The sequence below is a fragment of the Paenibacillus xinjiangensis genome (assembly GCF_059686975.1).
The window spans coordinates 99,201-122,269 of sequence record NZ_JCAALS010000012.1; the positions used below are offsets into that span (position 1 = coordinate 99,201).

At 47.2% G+C, this 23,069-nt stretch carries 20 protein-coding genes and 1 pseudogene; 19 read left to right on the top strand and 2 right to left on the bottom strand.

The window, feature by feature from the left end; genetic code table 11:
- Positions 1-107: 107 nt before the first annotated feature.
- From AC6ESP_RS13920 to AC6ESP_RS13950, 7 genes and pseudogenes are all read left to right on the top strand, one after another.
- On the top strand, positions 108-806 hold the full coding sequence (locus AC6ESP_RS13920) for a response regulator transcription factor (RefSeq protein WP_497097338.1): 699 nt from the start codon (positions 108-110) through the stop codon (positions 804-806).
- Complete coding sequence (locus tag AC6ESP_RS13925; RefSeq protein WP_497097339.1) at positions 803-2,158, top strand: HAMP domain-containing sensor histidine kinase; 1,356 nt, start codon at positions 803-805, stop codon at positions 2,156-2,158. Before AC6ESP_RS13920 ends, AC6ESP_RS13925 begins: the two co-directional genes overlap by 4 nt.
- Before the next feature lie 12 nt (positions 2,159-2,170).
- Positions 2,171-3,018 (top strand): annotated as a pseudogene (locus AC6ESP_RS13930) (carbon-nitrogen hydrolase family protein).
- 19 nt (positions 3,019-3,037) lie between these two features.
- Entirely contained in the window at positions 3,038-3,760 is a 723-nt protein-coding gene (locus AC6ESP_RS13935; protein ID WP_497097340.1) for a GNAT family N-acetyltransferase, read from the top strand.
- 34 nt (positions 3,761-3,794) lie between these two features.
- Positions 3,795-4,466 carry a GNAT family N-acetyltransferase gene (locus AC6ESP_RS13940; RefSeq protein WP_497097341.1) on the top strand — a complete coding sequence of 224 codons (672 nt, stop codon included), beginning with the start codon at positions 3,795-3,797 and terminating at the stop codon, positions 4,464-4,466.
- The gene (locus AC6ESP_RS13945; protein WP_497097342.1) at positions 4,463-5,239 is read left to right on the top strand and encodes an MBL fold metallo-hydrolase; all 777 of its coding nucleotides are present in this window, start codon (positions 4,463-4,465) and stop codon (positions 5,237-5,239) included. Before AC6ESP_RS13940 ends, AC6ESP_RS13945 begins: the two co-directional genes overlap by 4 nt.
- 502 nt (positions 5,240-5,741) lie before the next feature.
- Positions 5,742-7,694, top strand: coding sequence for an endonuclease MutS2 (locus AC6ESP_RS13950; RefSeq protein ID WP_497097343.1), 1,953 nt, complete (start codon positions 5,742-5,744; stop codon positions 7,692-7,694).
- A 52-nt stretch (positions 7,695-7,746) separates the two neighbouring features.
- Here the strand turns inward: AC6ESP_RS13950 and AC6ESP_RS13955 are convergent, their stop codons facing one another.
- Positions 7,747-8,385 carry a thiamine diphosphokinase gene (locus AC6ESP_RS13955; protein ID WP_497097344.1) on the bottom strand — a complete coding sequence of 213 codons (639 nt, stop codon included), beginning with the start codon at positions 8,383-8,385 and terminating at the stop codon, positions 7,747-7,749.
- 203 nt (positions 8,386-8,588) lie between these two features.
- On the opposite strand from AC6ESP_RS13955, the gene AC6ESP_RS13960 reads away from it, so the two are divergent.
- The gene (locus AC6ESP_RS13960; RefSeq protein WP_497097418.1) at positions 8,589-9,206 is read left to right on the top strand and encodes a trimeric intracellular cation channel family protein; all 618 of its coding nucleotides are present in this window, start codon (positions 8,589-8,591) and stop codon (positions 9,204-9,206) included.
- Between the two features lie 14 nt (positions 9,207-9,220).
- On the top strand, positions 9,221-9,718 hold the full coding sequence (locus AC6ESP_RS13965; RefSeq protein WP_497097345.1) for a low molecular weight protein-tyrosine-phosphatase: 498 nt from the start codon (positions 9,221-9,223) through the stop codon (positions 9,716-9,718).
- A 71-nt stretch (positions 9,719-9,789) separates the two neighbouring features.
- On the opposite strand, the gene AC6ESP_RS13970 is transcribed toward AC6ESP_RS13965, so the two are convergent.
- A complete protein-coding gene (locus tag AC6ESP_RS13970) occupies positions 9,790-10,524 on the bottom strand; it encodes an alpha/beta hydrolase (protein WP_497097346.1) in 735 nt (244 codons plus the stop codon).
- A gap of 311 nt (positions 10,525-10,835) precedes the next feature.
- On the opposite strand from AC6ESP_RS13970, the gene pdhA reads away from it, so the two are divergent.
- From pdhA to AC6ESP_RS14020, 10 genes are all read left to right on the top strand, one after another.
- The gene (gene pdhA / locus AC6ESP_RS13975) at positions 10,836-11,915 is read left to right on the top strand and encodes a pyruvate dehydrogenase (acetyl-transferring) E1 component subunit alpha (RefSeq protein WP_497097347.1); all 1,080 of its coding nucleotides are present in this window, start codon (positions 10,836-10,838) and stop codon (positions 11,913-11,915) included.
- Positions 11,916-11,966: 51 nt separating this feature from the next.
- Positions 11,967-12,944: an alpha-ketoacid dehydrogenase subunit beta gene (locus AC6ESP_RS13980; protein ID WP_497097348.1), complete on the top strand. Its 978-nt coding sequence runs from the start codon at positions 11,967-11,969 to the stop codon at positions 12,942-12,944.
- Positions 12,945-13,016: 72 nt separating this feature from the next.
- The gene (locus AC6ESP_RS13985; protein ID WP_497097349.1) at positions 13,017-14,312 is read left to right on the top strand and encodes a dihydrolipoamide acetyltransferase family protein; all 1,296 of its coding nucleotides are present in this window, start codon (positions 13,017-13,019) and stop codon (positions 14,310-14,312) included.
- Between the two features lie 4 nt (positions 14,313-14,316).
- Positions 14,317-15,732, top strand: coding sequence for a dihydrolipoyl dehydrogenase (lpdA, locus tag AC6ESP_RS13990; protein WP_497097350.1), 1,416 nt, complete (start codon positions 14,317-14,319; stop codon positions 15,730-15,732).
- Between the two features lie 182 nt (positions 15,733-15,914).
- Entirely contained in the window at positions 15,915-16,880 is a 966-nt protein-coding gene (locus AC6ESP_RS13995; protein WP_497097351.1) for a thymidylate synthase, read from the top strand.
- Between the two features lie 16 nt (positions 16,881-16,896).
- A complete protein-coding gene (locus tag AC6ESP_RS14000) occupies positions 16,897-17,388 on the top strand; it encodes a dihydrofolate reductase (RefSeq protein WP_497097352.1) in 492 nt (163 codons plus the stop codon).
- A gap of 219 nt (positions 17,389-17,607) precedes the next feature.
- Positions 17,608-19,095 carry a glutamate synthase subunit beta gene (locus AC6ESP_RS14005; protein WP_497097353.1) on the top strand — a complete coding sequence of 496 codons (1,488 nt, stop codon included), beginning with the start codon at positions 17,608-17,610 and terminating at the stop codon, positions 19,093-19,095.
- A gap of 128 nt (positions 19,096-19,223) precedes the next feature.
- Positions 19,224-19,544 (top strand): hypothetical protein, encoded by a 321-nt coding sequence (locus AC6ESP_RS14010; RefSeq protein WP_497097354.1) that lies wholly within the window; start codon positions 19,224-19,226, stop codon positions 19,542-19,544.
- 50 nt (positions 19,545-19,594) lie between these two features.
- Positions 19,595-20,737 (top strand): hypothetical protein, encoded by a 1,143-nt coding sequence (locus tag AC6ESP_RS14015; RefSeq protein ID WP_497097355.1) that lies wholly within the window; start codon positions 19,595-19,597, stop codon positions 20,735-20,737.
- Between the two features lie 12 nt (positions 20,738-20,749).
- A complete protein-coding gene (locus AC6ESP_RS14020) occupies positions 20,750-23,041 on the top strand; it encodes a type IA DNA topoisomerase (RefSeq protein WP_497097356.1) in 2,292 nt (763 codons plus the stop codon).
- The last annotated feature ends 28 nt before the right edge of the window (positions 23,042-23,069 follow it).

The window sequence follows — 23,069 nt, forward strand, 5'->3', positions numbered from 1 at the left end:
CCGGACCCAGCAACTGCGGTGCGGCCTGCTTGCATTTGAAATAAAGCTTCATTATGATTAAAAAAACGAGTCCTATAAGGATTTCGGGAAGCAGGTGAGCATCTAGAATGAATGAAAGAGTACTAATAGTAGAAGATGAAGCTGGTATTTCTCGTGTATTGCAGCTGGAGCTGGAGCATGAAGGCTATACGGTTGGTACCGCAGAAGATGGGCGTATTGGCTACGAGATGGCATCTACAGGTGAATGGGAGCTTGTTCTGTTGGATGTCATGCTGCCGGAGCTGAACGGTATTGAGGTGCTTCGCCGCTTGCGTCAAGCTGGCAACGCTGTCCCTGTGATTCTGCTTACAGCAAGAGATACCGTACCTGACAAGGTGAGCGGCTTCGAGCATGGAGCTAATGATTATATAACGAAACCCTTCGCGATGGAGGAGCTGCTGGCACGTGTCCGCAACATATTGCGGATATTCCAGCAATACCCGAAAGAGTCGGAAGGCTCTGATCTTATCAAAGTTGGTGATCTGACGATTGAGCTGCGCACGCGTAAGGTGTTCCGTAAAGATATCGTTATTGAGCTGACACCTCGTGAATTCGAATTGCTCGTCTATCTGGTCGAGAATAAGAATGAGGAGAAGTCTCGCGAAGACATTTTATCCGAGGTATGGGGCTATGACTTTATTGGGGAGACCAATCTGGTCGATGTCTATATTCGTTATTTGCGGCAAAAGCTGGACAAGGGTTATCGTCATAAGCTGATTCATACGGTCCGCGGTGTAGGCTATATGATAAAGGAGCCTGACGCATGACACTGCGTAAACGATTTACGCTGTTCACCATATTTTGGCTGATCTTTATTCTGATTTTATTCAATATATTCGTATACTTCTATGTGATTAAAATTACAACGGAGAGCGAAGAGCGCGTCATCGGGAATAAAGTGAACCTCATGCTGGAGAACCCGCAAATTCAGAATGGGAAGGGCTTGTACGATTCAGATCTGCTAAGTGAATATTACAATGTGAATGAAATGATCCGGATCGTACTGCCCGACAATAAGGTCGTTAATATTACAGGCTCTGACCCTGTCCTGCTCAATCTGCCAGCAGCATTCCAGCGGCAGCATGATACTGGCATGATCTCCAAGTCAAGTGAACGCATTCTGTATATGCGTGTGCCGCTATATGCAGGCTCCGATGTCGTGGCGATGCTGGAGGTTAACCGCGTTCTGAACGAGCTTGACGATTATTTGCAAATTCTCGTGGCAGCACTTACGGTTACGAGCGGCGGCGCGATCTTGTTCGCGATATTCGGGACGTATTGGTTCACCTCGCGCTTAACCGCTCCAATGCAGCAGATGGTTAATACGATGCGGGAAATTGACCGAAGCGGGAAGCTCCGGATGATCGAGACGACTTCTCATGAGGAATCTGCCGAGCTTCAACAGCTTGTCCGAGCGTTCAATCAGATGATTGAACGACTTGATCGAACCTTCGCCAGGCAGAAGCAGTTCGTAGCTGATGCTTCGCATGAGCTCAAGACTCCGCTTACGGTTATCAGCAGCTATGCGGGCATGCTGAAGCGCTGGGGAAGAGATGATGAGAATGTCCGGAATGAAGCGATTGAAGCGATAGACCGTGAAGCAACAAGGCTGCAGAACTTGACCAAGTCTATGCTGATGCTGGCGGAGGCTGAGCAAGAGGACTGGCTTCGTCAGGAACTGTTCGATGTTGTGGTCGTCGTTGATGAGCTGGCAGGTATGCTGCAGACGACATTCCAACGGCCGATTCGCGTGAAATCGATGTCGAAGGTAGTTCGTTTGTATGGAGACAAAGATAAGATCAGGCAGCTTCTAGTGATTCTGCTGGATAATGCAATTAAATATAGTAAAGATCCAATCGAAGTATCTGTCTCCCTGATCAAGAACATTGTCAAAATCGAGGTTAAAGATAAGGGAATCGGAATCCCAGAGAATGAGATTCCCCATATGTTCGAACGATTCTATCGAGTGGATGGCGCTCGCAGCCGGGCAACAGGCGGCGTAGGTCTAGGCTTATCCATTGCTAAGCGAATTATCGATTTGCATGAGGGCAAGGTGGATGTGTTCAGTCTGCCGGATCTTGGCACAACCATTACACTTCAATTCAAGCAAAGAAAATAAGGGGGAGCCTTATTGAAATACCGTGTAGCTTCTGTCCAATACAAATTAGCGGATATTACTTCCTTCGAACAATTCGCTGAGCAAGTCACTCATTATGTGCGCAATGCTTCCGAATACGGAACGCAATTCGTTCTATTCCCGGAATTTATGACTACCTAGCTGTTATCCATCGGGGATGACAGCGGAAACCCACTGCCTATCGAGAGGCTGCCTGAATTCACAGCGCAATATGAGCAGCTATTCTGCAAGCTGGCCTCTGAATACGACGTCTATATTGTAGGAGGAACGCATGTAATTGATGCAGGAGAGGGAAAGCGCCGTAATTGCGCGCATTTATTCCATCCGAATGGCAGGATAAAATCCATCTAACGCCAACAGAGGTGTCTGATTGGAATATGTCGCCAGGTGAAGGACTGGCCGTATTCGATACAGAGTTCGGAACGATAGCTATGCTTACTTGCTATGATATTGAATTTCCTGAGATCGTACGTATGGCACGCGCCAAAGGGGCGAATGTGATCTTTTGTCCTTCCTGCACCGATGACCGCCACGGCTTCTACCGCGTAAGATACTGCTGTCATGCACGAGCAGTAGAGAATCAGCTTTATATCGTTACTACTGGGACAGTAGGCTCGCTGCGCAAGGTTGATTTCATGCGAGCGAATTATGGTCAGGCAGCGATAATTGCACCTAATGATATTCCATTCCCACCTGCAGGCATTCTCAGTGAAGGAGTCATTAATGATGATATGCTCATCGTTGCTGATCTTGATCTTCAACTGCTGGAAGAGGTAAGATCGAGCGGCTCGGTAACAACCTGGCGTGATCGCAGAACGGATCTGTATACAGACTGGGAATAACCAGTCTCTAACCATCCGCATGGGGAAGGGGAGAGCAATATTGCTGAAGAAGCTGTACGTTTTTAATCCAGATGGAGTGCCTGTTCAAGCTATTATTCGGCGTTATACGAGCAATGACTTCGATTCGTTAATAGATGTGCAGCGAGAGAGCTTCCCTGCACCCTATCCAGAGGAGCTATGGTGGAACAATGCACAATTGACAGAGCATGTGAATCGCTTCCCTGAAGGTGCGCTATGTGCTGTCATCAACGGGATGATTGTTGGCTCCATGACAGGGCTTATCGTTGATCCGTCTGATTATGAGCATTCACATGACTGGGGGACCATTACCGATAACGGCTATATTCGCAATCACAATCCCAATGGCAATACACTGTACATAGCAGATATTTGTGTTATACCTGCATATCGTAAGACCGGTATTGGCAAATGGCTCATGCAGACGATGTATGAGACAGTTGTTCAGCTTGGACTTCAGAGGCTGCTTGGAGCAGGACGTATGCCTGGCTATCATCGATATGCAGCTCAGATGACGCCCGAACACTATCTGGAGCAAGTCATGAGAGGTACATTCAAAGACCCGGTTGTGACGTTCCTGCTGCGCTGTGGGCGTACCCCGGTTGGGATCGCTAAGAATTATCTAGACGACGAGGAATCTGTGAACAACGCGGTTTTTATGGAATGGCGCAATCCGTTTCTCTCGGATGCCGAAATCGAGCGGTTAATAGAGGTAGTTTTTTAATTATACTAGTCGTGTGAAAAAGGAGAATGGATATATGATCTATCATCGCATTACGTCTATTGACGATGCTTACTTCGCTTCATTACATGCCTTGCTGAAGCGTATTTTCCCTCCGGAGGAGGTTCTAGCCTATGATCTGTGGAGAGAGCCGCTTGAAGATCCGTCGATCCATGTATACGTTGCGATAGAGGATGGTGAAGTAGTCGGTTCTACGGAGTATCGCTATTACTCGGAGTTGAGAGTAGCAATGACTGATTTCACTATTATTGGTAAGCATTCTCAAGGGATTGGCCGCTTCCTGCTCAGCAATAGAGAGAAAGACTTGGCTAGACTTGAAGCTGAGTCAGGAACTGTGTCCATCGGTATGTTCGCAGAAATCTACGATCCATATCTAAGCGTAGAGCATGAATTCGGCGGGGTAACTCCGATGAATCCTTATGTACGTAGAGAGGTTCTGTCTCATATTGGCTATAAACGTCTGAATCTGAACTATGTTCATCCATCTTGGGATCATGAAGGGCAAGCAGTAGAAGGATTGAATCTAAGCTTCCTGCCTGTAGATGAGGAGTTAAATCAGATTCCTGCTGCACTTGTTGTAGAGTTTCTAGAGGGCTATTATGCTGCATTGCCGAACAAGCCACAGGCTTGGCTCGATATGATGAATGAGCTTCGCAGCAGGGATATGGTAGCGCTGCTGCCGCTATGATGCGAATCACGTTTCGTGGCACAGGCGATTCCATGGGGGTGCCTCGCGTATATTGCGACTGTGAAGTGTGTATGGAAGCTCGCTTGACAGGCAGGAACAGGCGTCTGCGTTCATTAGTCCAGCTCGATGATCCCGATGTCGGGACGATGATGATTGACTGTGGACCGGATTGGGGCAAGCAGATGGAGGCGGCAGGACTTCGCTTCGTGAATCGCATTCTGATCACGCATGCACATTTTGACCATATTGGTGGACTCGTCGAATGGGCTGATGCCTGTCGATGGCTTGGCAGGCTTGGTGAAGCTTATGCGCCATCAGAAGTCATCACTGAAGTACTCGCAAGGTTCCCATGGCTGCAGAGACAGATAACGTTCATTCCACTTGATCAGCCGACATCATTCGGACAGTGGCAGGTTAACGCATGGCGGGTCAATCACGGGAAGAATGGCTATTCGTACGCCTTTCGCTTCGATAATGCACTGTCTGGCAAGTCATGGGCATATTGCTCCGATGCCATCGGATTGACCGATGAGCAGCAGAAGCCATTATATGGGCTGGATCTGCTCGTGCTTGGGACCAGCTTCTATAAGGAGAATTTCGATTACGATACACGATCGGTATACGATGTGACGGAAGCGCTTGTGCTTCTTGAGGAATGGAAGCCCAAGAAGGTTCTGTTCACCCACATGTCGCATGATATAAATCTATGTATAGATTATGCTATCCCTGCTCATACAGCATTCGCTGAGATAGGGATGGAAATTTGTGTATGATCAGCTAGTTGACGACAAGGCTATCGTTGTCGTAGACTGATGGAGAAGTAATTGATGAATAAAATGAATCGTGTCATTTTGGAAGGGGCAATTTTAATGATTACAGGTGTTCTTAACTCCTAATTGGATAGATCGGACTTCGATCAGGAACGAAGGATAGGTCATGCTGGCTGAATTTTCAGCTATGTCATGCTTCTATTGCGACGTCTTGGATCCTGTTCCGATACCATGAGTTAAGAACATGTGGATTCCGCCTGAAATGACATTGGTCAGCGGCCTTTTCACCGTGCTCTTGCAGCACGGTTTTTTGCGTTCTTATATGCTTATACGAATAGGGTTCAAGCAGGGACTGCGATTGTATGTCCTATTGTCTTCTACACGTATAGCTTGGAATGCAAGATGAAAAGCTGGCTATTGAAACAGGAATGGAGCGCTCATGCGTTCTGTTCCTGTTTTTTTTATTTTATTCAACCTCACTAATGAAATAGGAGTGGATTAAGCAATGAATGAAGCATCATTGAAACGATTGGAATATGACAAGTTGAAGGAACAGCTGGTAGGGTATACGGTTTCTCCGGCAGGAAGCGCATTGGCTGTTAAGCATGTACCAAGCTCTAATAAGAACCAGGTCAGAGCATGGCTTACAGAGACGGAGGAGGCAGTGGCTTTGTTAGCTTCAGGTGCCAGCATTCCCTTATCGGCAATGGATGGAATAGATGTATTCCTGTCTCTCCTTGGCAAAGGGAAAATCTATTCTGAGAGTGAGCTAGAGCAGCTTCATATTTGGCTGATCTCGGTAGCGCAAATGAAGCGTTATATGGACAGCAAGCGAACGATAGCGAGTACGATAGCTGGATATGCGGATTCGATGTACGATTGTCCGAAGCTTCGCGAAGAGCTGGCGAGATGTATACGCTATGGTCGTCTGACCGATCAAGCGAGTGGTGAGCTAGCAAGAATAAGAAGGCATATGATCGCCATTGAGGATAAAATTCAACGTAGAGTAGAGGCAGCGCTAAGCAAATATAAGTCAGCTCTTCAAGAGCCTATTGTCAGCAAGCGCAGCGGCAGATCCGTGATTGCCGTGAAGCGCGAGTTCAGGAAGCAGGTTCCCGGTACAGTCTGGGATGAATCGGCAAGCGGCCAGACACTATTCATTGAACCCATTGATGTAGCGGAGCTGCAGACGGAGCTATCCCAGTGGGCCATGGAGGAAGAGAGGGAGAGGACTGTCATATTGTCTGGATTGTCGGACTTGGCAGAGGCTTATTCCTCAGAGCTTAGGGCTAACGTAGAAGCGATGGCGACGTTCGATTTCATAATGGCGAGAGGGAAGCTGTCCTACTCCTATAATGGCAAGCCAGTTATAGTAAGGGATGAGCCTGTGATTCGGCTGGTGGAGGCTCGGCATCCACTGCTGGGCAGCGGTGGGGAGCCGCTTACTGTTGAACTCGGCTTTCAGTGGCGGCAGTTGGTCATTACAGGTCCGAATACAGGGGGGAAGACAGTATCACTTAAGACAATCGGGCTTCTTGCCCTAATGGTGCAATCGGGCCTGCTGGTACCAGTGAAAGAGGGAAGCTGCTTCGGGCTGTTTCGTCATATAATTGCTGATGTGGGAGATGGTCAAAGCTTAGAGCAGTCGCTCAGCACCTTCTCCTCCCACATAGATGTACTGAGGCAGATGCTGGAAGCAGCGGATGGACATTCTTTGCTGCTGCTGGATGAGCTGGCTGCTGGGACAGATCCGGGAGAAGGCATCGCCTTATCGATTGCCGTTCTTGAAGAGCTGCTGAAGCGCAAGTCATTGACAGCGGCGACGACACATTTTAATGAGATCAAAAGATATGCTTCACGTACGCCTGGCTGTATGAATGCGAGAATGGCTTTTGATCCAGAGACGCTGCGCCCTTTATATCGATTAGAGATTGGTGAAGCGGGAGAGAGTCATGCGTTCGTTATTGCTAGGCGATACGGATTGCCTGAGAATGTAATGAAACGAGCTGAGGAGCTGGCCGAGAATCGACAGACGGAATTACTTGCTGTCAGCGATGAAACGGAGAAGGAGAATGATCTTGGAGGTCTAATGAATAGGCGAGAAGCGGAGGTCTGCATAACAGAGCACAGTCTCGAGAAGGCAGAAGTCCCTGAGAAGAAAAAGCTCCCTGTGCTGGAGATAGGCGATTCGGTATGGATCTATCCCTTAAAGCGTAATGGTATCGTCTATCTGCCTGCTGATGAACGAGGTGAAGTCGTTGTCCAAGTGCAGGGACGCAAAATGAAGTTCAATCATAAGCGGCTAAGGCTGTCGATTACTAGAGAGAAGCTGTATCCAGGTGCTGATTATGATCTAGATATCGTGTTCGAGACAAAAGAAAATCGCAAAATCCGAAAGCTGATGGGACGGAAATTTGTGGAAGGACTATCGATTGAAACAAAAGCAGATGAAGATTAATACGTTTAACAGTTAACTATGCTAAGAGGGACTAGAGCAGCCATAAGCTTCTCTAGTCCCTGCTTTGTATAACGAGCAATAAGCCTTGCTGTACGGATACAGTGCCAACCCTATTGATTATAATGTTGCTGATTCCTAACGATTGCCCAATGGTTAGTGTCGCTTCATGCAGAGGATATTGGAAGCCGTGAAGAGTTACACCAGTAACCTTCTCCGTCAAGGGAAGCAAGGACACGTTGCTGAATTCGCCCTTGGTCAGCTGCTGCATGCTGCTTGCAAGGGATATGCGGTTATGCTCATCTATTATTGAAGCAGGGATGTGACGCTCTTCTGCGAGAGCAAGCAAATGAACGTTCGCGAGTGAATGGTCAAATCGGCTTCCGAGTGCGCCCAGGAGTAGAATTTCGGATGGTTCCAGATTAAGCGCGCGGCGGAATGCCATCTCGGTGTCGGTATAGTTTTTATCAATGGGATCACAGGTGATGGTTTCCATGCTATTTTGTTGAATCCTCTCAAGCTGCTTCTCAGTAACGGAATCGAAATCACCTATAGCAGTGTGAGGCTGCAGGCCTTGCTTTACTAGGAATAACGCCCCTTTGTCTGCACCAATTAAGACATCGTCAGCTTGAATATAGGAAAGGGCCCAGCTGCCCAGATTGCCGCCTGTACATATTATGACTCGCCTCTTCATGACTTTCATCCTTTCAATATCAGTTCACAAATGTCAGTATATAGCGAATGCACACTATAAAACCACCTGTTTTGCTGAAAAAGAACGAAAAAGAGAATAACTAGTCGTTGCGTAACCGAATAAGCGAGGCTAAAATGGGAAAGGACAGTGCCGACTGGAGATGCCAGATCGGTCATAACAAAGCGGAGGAGTAGAGGTTGAATTTGGACATCTTCGGTCTATTCAGCATCATTGGTACAGTAGCTTTCGCAGTGAGCGGTGCGATTGTAGCGATGGAGGAAGAGTATGATATTCTAGGTGTGTTTGTACTTGGATTAGTGACAGCCTTCGGAGGCGGGGTCATGCGGAATTTATTGATCGGTATGCCTGTTACGACTTTGTGGAATCAAGGCTATTTGCTCAAAATAGCGATTATCGCCATGACGATAGCTTTTCTGCTCCCAACCTCATGGATCTCCAAGTGGCGTAAAAGCGAAGCTTTCTTCGATGCAATCGGCTTGTCAGCCTTCGCGATTCAAGGTGCGCTGTATGCAACAGAAATGAACCATCCGATTAGTGCTGTATTAGTTGCAGCTATGCTAACCGGAATTGGCGGCGGTATTATACGCGATGTATTGGCTGGCAGGAAGCCTCTTGTATTGAAGGATGAGATTTATGCCGTATGGGCAATGCTCGCGGGCCTTGCCATTGGACAGGGCTGGTTTCATTCAACGCTGGACTTATTATTCTTATTCGTTGTTATTATTACGCTGCGTATGCTCTCCGTCTATTACAAGTGGAAGCTGCCACGAAGATCACTCAAAGCAAATAGTTCGAACTAGGAGGGAGTGCAGTCATGAAAGCTCGTGTATTATTCGTATGTCTAGGCAACATTTGCCGTTCTCCAATGGCTGAAGCAGTATTCCGTCATTTGGTAGAGAAAGAATCCCTCGGGGATCGGATTGAAGTAGACTCTGCGGGTACAGGGGATTGGCATATCGGCCATCAGCCTCATGAAGGAACGCGGAAGCTTCTCGATAGCAAAGGAATTTCTTATGATGGCATGAAGGCAAGACAGTTCACTGGGCAAGACCAAGCCGCATATGACTATATTGTGTGCATGGACAGCAAGAATGAACGGGATGTTCAGCAGATTATTGCTTCATTCGAGGATAAGGCTGGCGGGAATGCTGCTATTTTTAAATTTATGGACTTGCTTCCAGAGAAAGAAACGACAGAGGTGCCTGATCCCTATTACACAGGTAACTTTGAATTTGTATATGAGCTGGTAGAAGAGGGCTCCAAGCGACTTCTTGAGCGAGTGAAGGCTGATCTGCAGCTCTATTCTCTCTAATCTCCAAGAGCAACAAAAGCCGCAACCATTGATGAATCAACGGTTGCGGCTTTTGTTATTGTAGTGCTCGGCTATTCTTGAAGGAAGTACTCGAGTGCTTCTGGAATTTCCTGCTGCCAGAACCCCCATTGATGCTTGCCGTCTTTCTCCGTGTAGCTGATTGTTACGCCTTTTTGCTCAAGGATAGATCTGGCTTCCCTATTAATGGCGACGAAATCGAATACACCGCTCTCTGTTTCATATTCAGTCTCTTGCAGTCCGACGATCATGTACATCGTAAGCCATGATAGGTCGGCCGATTCTTGCATGATCTCATGCGAACGCTCATAATAAGCGCCCGATAAGGACATCACTCTGGTGAACAGCTCCGGATAAGTGAGAGCGAGGTGGAAGGAAACTGTACCTCCCAGCGAGTCGCCGGCAAGCAAGCGCTGCTCTGGGTCACGTCGGATCGGATATTTGGCTTCAATAAAAGGAATGAGCTCCTCACCGAAAAAACGGACGTAATTCGCATGACGCTCGCCATTCGGTGTATATTCGGAGGTACGGACCTTCTTGTCCACATCTACGCCTACTATAATGAAGGGCTCAACGCCTTCATCCAGAATAATACGGTTCGCTGTTGTAGCAATACGTCCGAAGTTGAAGAAATCCTCACCATCCTGACAATAGACAACGGGGTAGCTCAGCACTTCATTATAGCCTGGTGGCAAATAGACGCGAAGATTACGCTCTCCTTCTGGCAAATAACGGCTTGCTACTGTTTCTTTTAGTACGGTGCGCTTCAAATATCGTTCGTCCGTCATGATTAATCCCTCCGTGATTGAATGGAATGCAGTGCTTGTGGGTAAACAATAGTAAGGTATAACTAAGTCTTTGAATCTGACAAGCCTTAAATATAGGGAGAAAGATCCAATTCCGTTGATTGTATTATGCTGTTATACAGAATAAACAAGTCTGTTACATATACAATTTCTTTACACAAACGGTTGAATGTACGAAAAAACAACGGTTTTTTTGTTTTTTGCTTTGACCATTTTGAGTAAACAGGTTTATAATAATTCTATAACAGAGAGCTTCGATTTTCAAATATTAATGATTGAGGTGAGCGTTCAAAATGAGCAAACTGCTTAGCAAACTGCCATATGAAGTTCAAACAGAACCTGTAAAACCGCTATCTGTATTGTCTCTCGACGGTGACGTCGTTAATCCGGACCTTATGCCGGATCTTACGGATGAACAATTAAAAGAAATTATGTATCGCATGGTATTCACTCGCACTTGGGACGAACGTGCTGTAAACCTGGGCCGTCAAGGCCGTCTTGGTTTCTATGCACCAGTATCTGGTCAAGAAGCTTCGATGATAGGCAGTGAGTATGCTTTGAATAAAGATGATTTCATCGCTCCTGGTTATCGCGATATGCCGCAGCTGGTATGGCATGGCCTTCCACTGTATCAAGCATTCCTATATTCCCGTGGACACCAGCACGGTGGCCAAATTCCTGAAGACGTGCATGTGCTTATGCCACAAATCATTATCGGCGCACAAATCCTGCATGCTACAGGCGTAGCAATGGCATTCAAGAAACGCGGCCAGAAGCGCGTAGCTATTACTTATACAGGTGACGGCGGTTCGTCAGAAGGCGACTTCTACGAAGGTCTTAACTATGCTGGAGCATTCAAGCTTCCAGTCATTTTTGCAGTACAAAACAACCGTTATGCTATCACAACGCCTTTCGAGAAGCAGACAGCAGCATTGTCTATCGCTCATAAAGCGGTTGCTGCCGGCATCACAGGTGTTCAAGTAGACGGCATGGACGTACTTGCAGTTATCAAAGCTGTATCCGAAGCTGCTGAGCGCGGCCGCAACGGTGAAGGCGCAACCTTGATCGAAATGCTGACTTACCGTTTCCGTCCGCATTCCTTGGCAGATGACGCTACGAAATATCGGACTAAAGACGAGGAAGCTGAATGGGCTCTGAAAGATCCACTCACTCGTTTCGGCAAGTTCTTGGAGAAAAAAGGCCTTTGGACGGAAGAAGATACGAACCGCGTGAAGGAAGAAGCGAAAGCAACAGTGAACGAGCATATCAAAAAAGCAGAAGCTACTGAGAAAATGACAGTTGCAGGCTTGATTGATTCGATGTTCGAGAATACGCCTCAGTATCTGGAAGAACAAAAGGCTGATTTCGAATAAGCAGCTGAATGAGTTTTGCTTGAAGCAAAAATGAGGGAGGATCTGACTATAATGGCACAAATGAATATGTTGGAAGCAATTCGCGACGCGATGCGCGTCGAGCTCAAACGTGACGAGAACGTACTTATCTTCGGTGAGGACGTTGGTAAAGTAGGCGGTGTATTCCGTGTAACGGAAGGACTGCAAGAGGAATTCGGCGAGGAGCGCGTTTTTGATACACCTCTAGCTGAATCTGCTATTGGCGGATTGGCTGTAGGTATGGGTATTCAAGGCTTCCGTCCAATTGCTGAAATTCAATTCGTAGGCTTCATCTATGAAGCACTTGATCAGATGTTCGTACAAGCTGCTCGTATGCGTTACCGCTCTGGCGGACGCTACAACGCGCCAATCGTATTCCGTACGCCTTTCGGCGGCGGCGTTAAAGCGGCTGAGCTGCACACGGATTCCCTGGAAGGCTTGGCTGTACAAACACCAGGCATGAAGGTTGTCATTCCTTCGAACCCTTACGATGCAAAAGGCCTAATGATCTCAGCTATTCGCGATAATGATCCTGTATTCTTCATGGAGCATCTGAACTTGTATCGCGCATTCCGTGCTGAAGTTCCAGAAGGCGAATACACCGTTGAGATCGGCAAAGCGAACGTTGTTCGTGAAGGCAGCGATGTTACGATCATTGCTTACGGCATGATGGTACACACTGCTGTGAAAGCAGCGGATGAGCTTGAGAAGAACGGTGTGAAAGCAGAGGTTATTGACCTTCGCTCCCTGGTACCTCTCGATATCGACACACTCGTTGCATCAATCAAAAAAACCAACCGTGCTATCGTCGTGCAAGAAGCGCAAAAAACGTCTGGCGTAGCGGCGGAGGTTATTGCACAAATCAACGAAAAAGCGATTCTTCACCTTGAAGCGCCAGTTCTTCGTGTTGCGGGCCCAGATACTGTGTATCCATATGCTCAAATCGAAGATGCTTGGCTGCCTACACCAGCTCGCATCGTTGCAGCTGCCAATAAAGTGTTGAACTTCTAATAATTACTATATATACAGCGGTACAGTCCGTAACAGAATTTATTGCGGCATAATGTAAAGGAGGTACTCACGGTGGCTAAATTTGAATATAAGTTCCCGGAGCTTGGCGAAGGCTTGCACGAAGGCGAAATTATCAAAGTGCATATTAAACCAGGTGACAAGGTAACAGATGACGACATTGTAATGGAAGTACAGAATGATAAGGCGATTGTTGAAGTCCCTTGTCCAGTTAACGGTACAGTTCTTGAAGTATTCGTTAAAGACGGTCAAGTATGTCATGTAGGAGAGGTTGTCGCTATTATTGATGCTGAAGGCGAATTGCCTGAGGGTGCAGAAGCTCCAGCTGAAGCTCCACAAGCGGAAGCGCCAGCAGCTGCTCCAGCACAATCAGCTCCTGCAGCAGCAACTGAAGCACCAAAAGCAACGAGCGAAGCCGTACTAGCTACACCTAGCGTTCGTAAATTCGCACGTGAGCAAAACGTTGATCTCACTCAAGTGAGCGGTACTGGCAAAAACGGCCGTATTACTCGTGATGATGTAACTGGCTTCAACGGCGCTGCAGCTCCAGCTGCATCAACAGAAGCTCCAGCACAAGAGACAGCAGCAGTAGCAAGCGATGCTGGAGATAAGAAAGCAGCAGCTCCTGTAGCAGCTGGCACAGCTTACCGTCCAGAAGAGCGTGTACCGTTCAAAGGTATCCGCAAAGCGATTGCTAACGCTATGGTGAAATCTGTCTACACAGCTCCTCATGTAACGATCATGGATGAGGTTGATGTAACAGAGCTTGTTGCCCTTCGTTCCAAATATAAGCCTTATGCAGAGAAAAAAGGTTCCAAGCTGACTTACCTGCCGTTCATTGTGAAGGCACTTGTAGCAGCTTGCCGCCAATTCCCAATCATGAACGCTACGCTTGATGAAGCTAATCAAGAAATCGTTCTTCGCAAATATTACAACATCGGTATTGCAACAGATACGGATAACGGCTTGATCGTTCCGGTTATCGAGGATGCTGATCGTAAAAACATCTTCATGGTTGCTGACTCCATTCGTGACCTTGCGGTTCGTGGACGTGACGGTAAACTGACTGCGAACGAGCTAAGAGGCAGCACGATTACAATCTCTAATATCGGTTCTGCAGGCGGTATGTTCTTCACACCGGTTATCAACTTCCCTGAAGTCGCTATCCTTGGAACAGGCCGTATCTCCGAAAAAGCTATTGTTCGCAACGGTGAAATTGTCGCTGCTCCAGTCATGGCTCTTTCACTCAGCTTCGACCACCGTCTAATTGATGGTGCAACAGCACAGAACTTTATGAACCATATTAAACTGCTTCTGGGTCAACCAGAACTATTCATCATGGAGGTGTAAGAACATGGTAGTAGGAGACGCTTCATTAGATATTGACACTCTAGTCATCGGTGCAGGCCCTGGCGGTTATGTTGCAGCTATTCGTGCAGCACAGCTTGGACAAAGCGTATTGGTTGTTGAGAAAGAAAACGTAGGTGGCGTATGCTTGAACGTAGGCTGTATCCCTTCCAAAGCGCTTATCTCAGCATCTCATCAATATGAATCCATCAGCCATGCGTCAGCATTCGGCATTACGGCTAGCGACGTTAAGGTTGAATGGAATAAAGTACAAGATTTCAAGAACGGAATCGTTAAGAAATTGACTGGCGGCGTTGCTTCTTTGCTGAAAGCGAACAAAGTCGATTATTTCAACGGCGAGGTTATGTTCATCAACGAGAACGAAGCGCGTGTCTTCAATGATCAAGAAGCGCCTCGTTACCGGTTCAAGAACTGTATTATTGCTACAGGCTCCCGTCCGATCGAGCTGAAGCCATTCCCGTTCAGCAAACGTATCGTATCTTCGACTGGCGCGTTGTCGCTGCCTGAAATTCCTAAGAGCATCATCGTTATCGGTGGCGGTTATATCGGTATCGAGCTTGGTCAAATGTATTCCAAATTCGGCACTAAAGTTACAGTGATCGAGGGTGGAGACACCATTCTTCCAGGCTTTGATAAAGATATGTCCAACATCGTGGCTAAGAAGCTTAAAGGTACAAAAGTGGATATCGTTACTGGTGCACTCGCGCAAAGCGCTGTGCAAACAGACAATGATGTTACACTCACTTACAAAGTAGGCGACAAAGAAGAGACTGTAACTGCAGATTACCTGCTCGTTACGGTTGGACGTCGTCCTAACACAGATGGCGAACTCGGTCTTGACCTTGCAGGCGTAAACGTCACTGATCGTGGTCTGGTTGAAGTGGACGGCCAATGCCGTACTAGCAACCCACACATCTATGCAATTGGCGACATTATTGCTGGACCTGCGCTTGCGCACAAAGCGATGTATGAAGGCCGTGTAGCTGCAGAAGCTATCTCTGGCTTGCCAAGCGTTATTGATTACAAATGTGTGCCTGCTGTATGCTTCTCTGATCCAGAATGCGCAAGCGTTGGTTACAGCGAGAAAGAAGCAAAGGAAAAAGGCCACAATACAAAAGTCGGCAAATTCCCATTCGCAATCAACGGACGCGCAATGTCGCTTAACGCGACTGAAGGCTTCGTGAAGCTTGTTGCGGATGCAGATACTGGCCTTGTACTTGGCGCACAAATTATTGGTACGGAAGCTTCCAACATGATTGCTGAGCTCGGTCTTGCTATCGAGATGGGTGCTACGCTTGAAGATGTTGCTCTAACTATTCATGCGCATCCTACACTTGGAGAGATCGTTCTTGATGCAGCGGAAGTTGCACTCGGACATCCGATTCATACAGTAGTTAAGTAATATATAGAATTTGCACTAGTAAAGTATAGGAAGAGGCTGCGCAGCTGATATAGCATGCGGGCCTCTTTTTGCATATCCTTATATTAGAAGTTATGAAAACAGGAAAGACAGATTGCTCTCTAAATGTTAAAATAAATGGAGTGTGTTCACACAAAGAAACAAGGTCAGGGGGCTGATTGGCAATGACGAAGTATACAAACGAGAACGAATATTTAGAGCTGCTCCGGCATGTCCAGCAGCATGGTACTAGAAAAGAGGACCGAACGGGTACGGGAACGATATCAACGTTCGGCTATCAGATGAGATTTGATCTAAACAAAGGTTTTCCGATTATAACGACGAAACGCGTTCCATTTCGCTTAATTGTCAGTGAATTATTGTGGTTTATTAAAGGGGATACGAATATTCGCTATCTGCTGCAGCACAATAATAATATATGGAATGAATGGGCGTTCAAGAAGTGGGTGGAGAGCCCTGATTACACTGGACCGGATATGACGAACTTCGGGCTTCGATCACAGTCAGATGAGGCGTTCAATGCGTTATACGTTGAACAAATGGACAGGTTCAAGGCTCTTATCCTCAGTGATGATGAATTTGCTGTGAAATATGGTGAGCTGGGTAACGTATATGGCAAGCAATGGCGTGAGTGGAAGACGTCGCAAGGAGATACAATAGACCAATTGAAGGACGTTATCGCTACGATTAAGAGCAACCCTGATTCCAGAAGATTAATTGTATCGGCATGGAATCCAGAGGATGTGCCTAATAATATGGCATTGCCGCCATGTCATACCATGTTCCAATTCTACGTGTCTGAAGGCAAGCTCTCCTGTCAATTATATCAGAGGAGTGGAGATATATTCCTCGGTATTCCGTTCAATATTGCAAGCTATGCATTACTGACTCATCTTATCGCACATGAATGCGGGCTGCAGGTAGGTGAGTTCATTCACACCCTTGGCGATGCTCATATTTATGTGAACCATCTGGATCAGATTGAAACACAATTACAGCGTGAGCCGAAATCGCTGCCTGAGCTTAAGCTGAACCCAGATATCCGTTCGATATTTGACATTGAGGTGGAGGATATCACACTTGATTCCTATCAGCCACATCCATCGATAAAAGCTCCAGTAGCTGTATAAAAGGGGAGAAACAGCTGTGTCCATTACATTAATTGCGGCTATGGACCGCAACCGCGCCATTGGGATCGGCAACAAGCTTCCATGGCGTCTGCCAGCCGAAATGGCGTTTTTCACTCGTGAGACAAAAGGGAAGACGGTCGTTATGGGACGGAAAACGTTCGAGTCGCTGCCTAAGCCGCTCAAGGATAGATTGAATGTTATTGTCACCCGTCAAGCAGAACTGGTCTATGAAGGCTGTGAGGTGGTCCATTCCATTGAAGAGGCCATGGAGCGTTATGGGCATGATGAGATCATGGTTATAGGCGGAGCGGATATCTATCGGCAGTTCCTTCCGTATGCGGACAAATTGCTTTTGACAGAGGTAGATATTGAAGTTGCTGATGCTGATGCGTTCTTCCCAGAGATGCCTGATGGAGAATGGGAGCGTATTAACGCTGAACGAATTAGCAAGAATGAGACCAATATTCATGATTTTACTTTCCAGACGTTCGTACGTAGTTCCAAATAGTTCCTCCTACTAAGATGCATTTCACGAACGATACGCTATATAGTGCAAATGATTGTGCGGATAATCCATTAACTACGGTAGACAGGAATGGTAGGATTCTTTAAAATGGTATTCAAAAGTGTAAAAGTTTAATATTGAATATTTAATGGATTCCCGATATAGTTTGATAGAGAATACTTATTGAGGTTAACGGGAATAACGGATGGAGGAAATACGATCATGTCTACACCTACTGGATTTATGGAATATCAGCGTCAGCTCCCAGCCGACCGTGATCCTATTGAGCGGGTTAAAGATTGGGAAGAATTTCACAAGCACATGCCGGACGAGCAGCTGCGTACGCAAGGCTCACGTTGCATGGACTGTGGAACACCGTATTGTCATACAGGCATAGAATTGGCTGGTTCTGTATTAGGCTGCCCAGTCAACAACTTAATTCCGGAATGGAATAACTTAATCTATCGGGGATTATGGCGTGAAGCGCTGGATCGTCTGCACAAGACGAATAACTTCCCTGAGTTTACTGGCCGCGTATGCCCAGCACCATGCGAAGGCTCATGCACGGTTGGTCTGATTGGCGATGCAGTAACGATTAAGACGATCGAACAAGCGATTATTGATCGCGGCTTCGAAGAAGGCTGGGTAGTGCCACAGCCTCCGAAGGTGCGTACAGGTAAGCGTGTAGCTGTTGTAGGCTCTGGTCCTGCGGGAATGGCAACTGCAGCTCAATTGAACAAAGCTGGTCATACAGTAACGGTTTATGAACGTGCGGATCGTGTTGGCGGTCTGTTAACATACGGTATACCGACGATGAAGCTCGAAAAAGGTGTCGTTCAGCGTCGTGTTGATATTATGATTGAAGAAGGTATCGAATTCGTTACAAATACAGAAATCGGTAAAGACATTACCTCTCAAGAGCTCATGGAGCAATTCGATGCTGTTGTATTGTGCGGCGGAGCTACGAAAGCTCGTGATGTAGAGATGGAAGGCCGTGAGCTTAACGGTATTCATCAAGCGATGGATTATTTGAACGGTACGATCAAGAGCTATCTGGACTCCAATCTGGAGGATGGTCAATACATCTCGGCTAAAGACAAAGACGTTATCGTCATTGGCGGCGGCGACACAGGTACTGACTGTGTAGCTACTGCACTTCGCCACGGTTGTAAATCGGTTACTCAATTCGGTACTCATGCGAAAGCTCCGCTGACGCGTGACAATGTGAATAACCCTTGGCCGCAATTCCCGAATGTGTACACTTTGGATTATGCTCATGAAGAGGCGAAAGCGATCTTCGGTGAAGATCCTCGCGCATTCTCTGTTCTGACTAAGAAATTCGTTGGTGACGGGAATGGCAACTTGAAAGAGCTGCACACCGTACAAATTGAGCGTACAGTAGATGAGACTGGACGCAAAATATACAAAGAAATCCCAGGAACTGAAAAAGTATGGCCTGCTGATCTTGTATTTATTGCTGTCGGCTTTGAAGGTCCTGAGAACACGATTATCAATCAGCTTGGTCTTGATCAAGATCGTCGTTCGAATGTAAAAGCTCGTTATGGAAAATATACGACGAACGTAGATAAAGTATTCGCGGCAGGCGACATGCGTCGTGGACAAAGCTTAGTCGTATGGGCAATCAATGAAGGCCGTGAGGCTGCTCGCGAGGTAGACAAATATCTGATGGGTTCATCGATGCTTCCATAAGCGATTGCACCAAACCTAATAGTTCAACATTAGAAAAGCGCCTTCGGGCGCTTTTTATTGTCGATGGGATAATGATCTTTAACTATGTAAACAAATCAGTATATTAAACAAGATAAAGGGGCTGCGCAATGATTAAGTATGGTCTGGATCGCGTAACAGAGCTGAATTTCAAATCCTATCAAGCAGATTTGGAGCGTAGGGACAACCAGTGGGTCGACATAACGCTGCGCTTCGGACTATCTCAAGATACGCCAATTCCTGATGATTTGATTGCTTTCAGCGGTTTGGTTATATGTACACTTGGGGGAGCGATCGCTCAAATTGTGCCTCAGGATGAAGACTGCGATTGTGAATATCAATTCACGACTTTCGAGAAGGAACAGATTAAAGCCTATATAGAAAGTGAAGAAATGCAGGCTCGTATTGCAAATCTATCTTCCCCACAATAAGGAAAGTTGTGGTAGAATCGGTATGAGATGACGTGAAGGGGCGATTCGTCATGCCAGCCGAAGAAGCATATGTATTATCGCCGTCAGATGTGCGCAACATCCGTCGGTATGTTCAGCATAAATATACCGCTATGCCGCAAGATAAAAAGGCGGAAATCGTTGCTGATGCTGTGAGCCGCATTATACATAAGCAGCTCCCTCCATTCGAGGAGAAGCTGAAACGGCAGGTTACTGCTCAGCTTATTCGAAGTGCAGTTCTAGGCAGGCAAAGTCCCGTTAAGTCCGAACATATATTAGAAGCATGTCTCGAGCTAGATATGCATGATCCATGTATCGAAGAGCCATTATACGGTTGGGTCGAAGCACAATTGAAGGCAGGGACAGATTCAGGCCATTTCCATCGAGTGTTGGACAAGCTGAATAGTTATGATAGGCAACAGAATCCAAGCTGGAACAAGTGGGATACGCTTCTCCTTGAGCATTCAGGTTCATCAGCCTCCATACAAGCTGCTGATAAGCTAGCTAGTCCGTCACTTGCGCCTGTTATACCGCTGCCTTTGCCACAGCTGGTACCAGAAGTAATTCCTAACAAGAGTAGGCCGAAGCCTCTGCTATACAGTATTCTCTGTTTCATCCTCATTAGTGCTTCGCTCTTGTATGGGTGGTCTCTGACGAATTCACCTGGGCAGGAACAGCCAAAAGCTGCGGCGATTCAACCCGCACCCATTGTTCAAGTGGAAGTGGACGGTCTTCCTGCTGAGCTTAGATATGTGCAGATTGATGAAGCGAAGCTGGTCGATTATTTGACGAGCAAGTCTTCTATCCTGGCTGAACAGCCCTATCTGGACGCCATTATTGATGCAGCTAAGGCATTCGATATCCATCCGATTCTGCTGTTTGCCATTACGGGACAGGAACAGGGCTTCGTTCCTAAGACGAATAAACAAGCTAAGGAAATTGCGAATAACCCGTTCAATGTATTCCACAGCTGGAAGGAATTCAACACGACGATTCACGAGTCGGCGGAGATTGCAGCGAGGACAATCGTTAATTTAAGTAAAGGGCGTCCTGAAGGGACCGATCCCATTACATGGATAAATCGAAAATACGCAGAAGACCCGAACTGGTCTGAAGGCGTAAGGACCATATTTGGCACCATGCAGCGTCAAATAGAGACGCCAAGCGAGAAATAGTGAGGCGATTTGTTGAAAACATTAATTATTGCGGAGAAGCCGGATATGGGGCGTACAATCGCAGCTGTAATAGAGCCTAAAGCTGTGAATCGACGGACTTATCTAGAGGGAGACCGCTATATTATTACATGGGCAATCGGACATTTAGTAACTCTAGCCGAGCCTGATCAATATGATGCAAGGTACAAGAGATGGAATGATCAGGATTTGCCAATCATTCCGCAATCATTCAAGCTATGGCCGAACCCGCGGACGAAGGATCAGTTGAATACGATCGGCGACCTTGCCAAGCGATGCGGACGACTCGTCAATGCATGCGATGCCGGGCGTGAAGGTCAGCTGATCTTTCATCTGATTCGGCAATACCTGAAGCTGTCTCAGCCCACGGATCGATTATGGATATCTGATCTGACACCAGAAACGATACGGAAGGGATTCGACTCCTTGCGCAGTGATGAGGATTATACGCCCCTCACTAAGGCTGCAAGGGCTCGTAGTGAGGCGGACTGGTTAATTGGTATGAATGCCTCTAGGGCCTTCACGATCCGCCACAAGGCGCTTCTGTCGGTCGGCAGAGTGCAGACTCCTGTGCTTGCCTTGCTGTATGACCGTCATAAGGAAATAACAGCCTTTCAATCAGATGTCTATTATGTCGTGAAGGCAGCATTCGATCAGCAAGGCTTCGGCTATTCTGGTGTCTGGCAGGGAGATCGCTTGACGGAGAAGACGAAGGCGGAAGCATTGGCAGCCAAGACAACGGACAAGCCAGGTGTTATTACCGATTACCAAGTAACAGAGAGCAAGGAATTTCCTTATCGACTCTATGATTTGACACTGCTGCAGCGCGAGGCGAATGGCAAATACGGCTATTCTGCGAAGAAGACGCTCGATATTGCACAAGCCTTGTATGAAAAGCATAAGGTCATCACTTATCCGAGAACGAACTCGAACTATGTTACAGAAGAGAATATCCCTGTTATGCATAAAGTTCTGTCTATGCTGCAAGGAACTGAGACGTATAAGGAGATAGCAGGAGGAGCCGATCGTAGTCGTGTGCATAAAGGCAATAAAGCAGTATGCAACCCATCAAAGGTAGAGGATCACCATGCGATTATGCCTACGCCTAAGCGTGCCTCTGGCCTAAACACTGAAGAACAGCATGTATACGATATGATCGTCAGACGTTTCCTCTCTCATTATTATCCTCCGGCTGTGTACAAGAATCACGTTGTACTTACGGAGGTGCAAGGGGAGATATTCCGCACCAAGGCGAAGGAGCAGCTAGAGCCTGGCTGGAAGGTTGTTCAGCAGCAGGAGCCATCATCAGCTTCGCGCAAGCCGAGTAAGCGCAAAGGCAATGAGGAAGCGGCCGATGACGAAGAGCTGTTGACGGATCAACCGTTCAGCTTGTCAACAGAGCTTGGTGTACACTGTGTTCGTACGGAAGCGACGGAGAAGACTACACAGCCTCCTAAGCCATTCACGGAGGGTACTCTGCTGAAGGCGATGGAGAGTGCAGGCAAGTCGATGGAGGATGATGAGCTGCGTGAAGCGATGAAGGATACCGGTCTTGGTACACCTGCGACGCGTGCAGCTACAATCGAGCGATTAAAGCATGTAGGCTATATGCAGCTAACAGGCAAACGCCTCGAGATTTCTCCGAAGGGCTGCGCTGCGATCGAGCTTATTCGGAACGCTGGAGTAGAATTGTTAGCTTCTCCAGAGATGACGGGCAGATGGGAGCAGCGCTTGCACCAAATATCCAAAGGCGAAGCGTCGGACGATCAATTTATTATGAAGGTGAAGCAATTCGCCACTATGATTGTCGATAAAGTACGGCAGCAGCGGCCTGCGGCACCTGGCACATTCGAGGAGAGAGCTCCATCTGGCAAGAAGGAGGCTGCTTCATCTAAAGGCGGTCCTACTGGACAGCGTTCACGGGCAGGGAATAGTAGTTCAACCACCGCAACGGCTGCTAAGCCAGTGAAATCGAAAGCTGCAGTACCTGCAGCGTCCTCAGCTCGAGAGCCGATTACACCATGTCCTAGAGAAGGGTGTAATGGCCAGATCATTGAGGGCAAACGTGGCTATGGCTGCAGTTCTTTCCGTGAAGGATGTACGTTCGTTATTTGGAAAGAACAGCAAGGCAAGATGCTGTCGCTGACTATGGTCAAGTCGATGATCGAGAAGGGTGCAACGAACTCCTTAACATTCAAGAATGATGAGGATGGAAGCACGATCAAAGGCAAGCTAGTGTTAGCGGATCGCAATAAAGGGACGGTAACGCTACGGATAAACGACTAAGTGAAGATAATAAAGGCGCTGCACATCC